The 4073-nt window shown below is 75.4% G+C and carries 3 protein-coding genes; 2 read left to right on the top strand and 1 reads right to left on the bottom strand.

From position 1 onward, the window contains the following. Positions 1-608: hypothetical protein (locus tag VFW24_09155; GenBank protein HEX5266930.1), on the top strand; the 608-nt coding region annotated here is incomplete at its 5' end. 11 nt (positions 609-619) lie between these two features. After that, complete coding sequence (locus VFW24_09150) at positions 620-2242, top strand: acyl-CoA synthetase (GenBank protein HEX5266929.1); 1623 nt, start codon at positions 620-622, stop codon at positions 2240-2242. On the opposite strand, the gene malQ is transcribed toward VFW24_09150, so the two are convergent. Beyond that, positions 2239-4073: 4-alpha-glucanotransferase (malQ, locus tag VFW24_09145; GenBank protein ID HEX5266928.1), on the bottom strand; the 1835-nt coding region annotated here is incomplete at its 5' end. The two genes, VFW24_09150 and malQ, sit on opposite strands and share 4 nt — an antisense overlap.

The raw sequence follows: 4073 nt of genomic DNA, 5'->3' as shown, positions 1-4073 counted from the left end.
GGGGACGGGCCAACGTCGGCTACGGGGTGCCCCGGCGCCCGGGCGTGCGGTCGGGGCCGATGGGCGCCCTGTGGGAGGCGGTGCTGGCCCGGCCCCACATCCGGGCCGTGCTCGGGGAGGACGCCCGCCCCGAGGCCCCCGTGCGGGCCTGGCCCATCCCCGCCACCGTGGACCGGGCCCTGCTGACCGGGATGGGAGGACGGGTGCTGTTCGCCGGCGACGCCGCCCGGGCCACCGACCCCATGACCGGGGAGGGCATCGGCCAGGCCCTGGAGAGCGGGATCGCGGCGGCGCGCAGCATCCTCGGGGCCGGCCCCGGGGACCCGGAGGGGGCGGCCCGCGCCTACACCGCCGAGCTGGCGGCCGGTCTGCTCCGCGACAACCGCCTGGCCGCCCTGCTGTCGCGCCAGCTGGGCTCGGCGCGGGGGGCCCGGGCCGCGGTCCGGGCGGCCGGGTTGTCGGCGTGGACCCGGGCCAATTTCGCCCGCTGGATGTGGGAGGACTATCCCCGCGCCGTGCTTGCGACCCCATACCGGTGGCGGCGGCGGATGCTGCACCCTCCGGGCGCGTTTGCCGTCCCGGGAGGCGGCACCGACCGCGCTCGGTAACCTCCCCGGCCATGAGTGGGGGATCGACCGGGTGGAACTTCGCCGACGTGTGGGAGGTCGTGGCCGACGCCCTCCCCGACGCCCAGGCGCAGGTGCAGGGAAAGCGGCGCTTCACGTGGGCCGAGACCGACCGCCGGGCCAACGGGGTGGCGGCGTGGCTCCTCGGGCTGGGCGTGGAGCGCCAGGACAAGGTCGTGCAGTACATGTACAACTGCCCGGAGTACATGGAGTCGGTGTTCGCCGTCTTCAAGGCGGGCCTGGTCCCGGTGAACACCAACTACCGCTACGGGCCGACCGAGCTGCACTATCTCTGGGACAACGCTGACGCGGTGGCGGGCGTCTTCCACGGCGCCTTCGCCGACACGGTCGACGAGCTGCGCGGGAAGCTGCCGCGGATCCGGGGCTGGTTGTGGGTCGACGACGGCTCCGGTCCGTGCCCCGATTGGGCGGTGCCCTACGAGGACGTGGCCGCCGCCCACGGGGACCGGGTGGAGGCGCGGTGGGGGCGCAGCGGGGACGACATCTACATGCTGTACACCGGCGGCACCACCGGGATGCCCAAGGGCGTGATGTGGCGCCAGGACGACCTCTTCTACCTGTTCAACTCGGGCGCCCCGCGCAAGGTTCCCGAGGACCGCGGCCTCGACGGCTTGCGCGCCGAGCTGGCCAACGGCCCGGCGGGCGTCACCCTGCCAGCATGCCCGCTCATGCACGGGACCGGCGCCTTCACGACGATGGGCGCGCTGACCAGTGGCGGGTCGGACGTGACCCTGGAGGGCCGCAAGTTCGACGTGGCCGAGCTGCTCGACACGGTGCAGGCCGAGCGCGTGAACGTGTTGTCGATCGTCGGTGACGCCTTCGCCAAGCCGATCCTGGCCGCCCTCGACGCCGCGCCGGGGAGATGGGACATCTCGTCGTTGTTCGTGATCATCTCGTCGGGGGTGATGTGGAGCGAGCAGACCAAGCAGGGCCTGCTGCGCCACCACTCGGGGATGATCCTGGCCGACTCGCTCGGGTCGTCGGAGGCGGTCGGGATGGGCACCTCCCTGTCGAGCGCGGCGGGAACGTCGCAGACCGCCAAGTTCCTCGTCGGGGAGAACACGCGCGTGCTGACCGAGGATGGACGCGACGTGACACCCGGGTCGGGGGAGATCGGCATGGTGGCCCTCCGGGGCCGGGTGCCGGTCGGCTACTACAAGGACCCGGAGAAGAGCGCGGCGACCTTCCGCGTCGTCGAGGGCGTGCGCTACTCCGTGCCCGGTGACTACGCCACGGTCGAGGCGGACGGCACCCTGCGCCTGCTCGGGCGGGGCTCGGTGTGCATCAACACCGGTGGGGAGAAGGTGTACCCCGAGGAGGTCGAGGAGGCGGTCAAGGAGCACCCGGCGGTGGCCGACGCCGTCGTCGTCGGGGTCCCCGACGAGCGCTTCGGGGAGGCCATCTGCGCCCTCGTCGAGCTCCGGCCGGGACAGGAGGCGGGCGAGGACGAGATCGTCACCCACGTCCGCTCCCGCCTGGCGGCCTACAAGGCCCCCCGTCGCGTGCTGCCGATCGACAGCGTCAACCGGGCGCCCAACGGCAAAGTCGACTACCGGCGGCTCCGCGAGCTGGCCCGGGAGCGGCTCGGGGTCTAGGGGTCGCGCTCTCCGTCGGTCGGCTGTGCGGCCGGTCCCTCGACCGGCTCGGTGCGGGCCCGGCGGAGGATGCCGGCCAGCCGCAGCGCCAGCGGGTCCTCCACCAGCGCCTCGAGGGGCTCGGGCAGGGCCCGGCACCAGTTGGGCCGCTCCGCCACGGTCCCCGGCAGGTTGGGCCGCCACGGCACGAGGAGGGCGTCCTCGAGGCCGGCCAGCAGGACGGCGCTGGGCGCCTCGGCCAGCCGGGCGTAGGTCTCGGCCACCACTTCCCCGACGGGGGCGTCGTCGGGCAGCCCGGTCATCTGCTGCAGGCGGTCCCTCATGCCGGCGGCGGCACCGGGGTCGGGCCCGACGCCGCAGGCCCGCTGGTCGGCCAGGTCCTGGCCCGTCCACACCCCGGCCACCGTGGGCAGGTCGTGGGTCGTCGCCACCGCCAGCGACCGCTCGGGATAGGCCGACGGCGGGGCGTCCTCGAACCACATCACGCGCGTCGACAGGATGTCGCGGCGGGCCAGCTCCTCCCGGACCCGGGGCTCCACGGTCCCGAGGTCCTCGCCCACCACCCACGCCCCGGCCCGGACGCTCTCCAGGGCCAGGATGGCGAGGAGCTCCTCCCACGGGTAGCGGACGTACAGGCCGCGTTCGGAGCCGAGACCGGGCGGGATCCAGTACAGGCGGAACAGGCCGGCCACGTGGTCGATGCGGATGCCGCCGGCGTGGGCCAGGCTGGCCCGCACCACCTCGACGAACGGCTCGAAGCGGGCGGCGCGCAGCCGCCACGGATCGAACGGCGGGAAGCCCCAGTCCTGCCCGGAGAGGTTGAACTCGTCGGGGGGCGCCCCCACCCTGACCCCCGCGGCCAGGCTGTCCTGCCACATCCAGGCGTCTGCCCCACCCGGGTCGGCCCCGATGGCCAGGTCGGTCACCACCCCCACCGCGGCCCCCGCCCGCTCCAGCTGCTCGTCGACCAGCCCTTGCAGCCAGGCGTGGTACCGCACCCGGTCGGCGTGGGCGGCCACGAACGACGCCGCCGCCCGCGAGTCGGGCCGGTGCAGCTCCGCCGGCCACTCCTGCCATCCGCCCGGGTGCACCTCGCTGATCGCGCAGAAGGCGGCGAAGCGCTCCAGGGCCGCCCCCCGCCGGGCGCTGAACCGGGCGAAGCCGGCGTCCCTCCCCTGCCGCGCCCCCGACGCCCGCCAGACGGCCTCCAGGGCGCGGGACTTGAGCGCCCAGACCTCGTCCCGGTCGATCAGCGGGGCGGCGTTGAGGGCCCGCCCCGCCCGCGCCGCCTCCTCGACCTCGGCGACCCCGCGGGCGCCGGGGACCTCCTCGACCCGGAGGTACAGCGGGTTACGGAACGAGCGGCTGCTCGGGAAGTACGGGCTGGCCTCCTGCGGCGCCCCCGGCGCCACGGCGTGGATCGGGTTGACCAGCACCACCCCCGCCCCCAGCGACCGTGTCCAGCGGCCCAGGGCGGCGAGGTCGCCGAGGTCCCCGACCCCCCAGCTCGCCTCCGACCGCACGGAGTAGAGCTGCGCCGCCCAGCCCCACGTGCGCAGCCCGGCGGGGAGGTGGCACGCCGGCGGGGTGACGATAACCCGGACGGGGCCCGTGGCCCCCTCCCGGTCCAGATCGTGGTAGCCGAGCGGCAGCGACGCCGGAAGCGGTCCGTGCCCGGCGCGGTCGGTGCCGTCCTCGAGGCGGAGGACCCACCCGCCGGCGGCGTGGACCGGGTGGCCGGCCGGCACGACCCACACGTCGGCCTGGTCAGCGGGGCCACCGCCCGGACCGGCGCCCATGGCGTCGAGCGCCGCCCGGACCGCGTCCGGGT

Source organism: Acidimicrobiales bacterium (genome assembly GCA_036273495.1).
In the GTDB taxonomy this organism is placed as follows: domain Bacteria; phylum Actinomycetota; class Acidimicrobiia; order Acidimicrobiales; family JAJPHE01; genus DASSEU01.
This window is presented reverse-complemented; position numbering and strand designations above follow the sequence as displayed.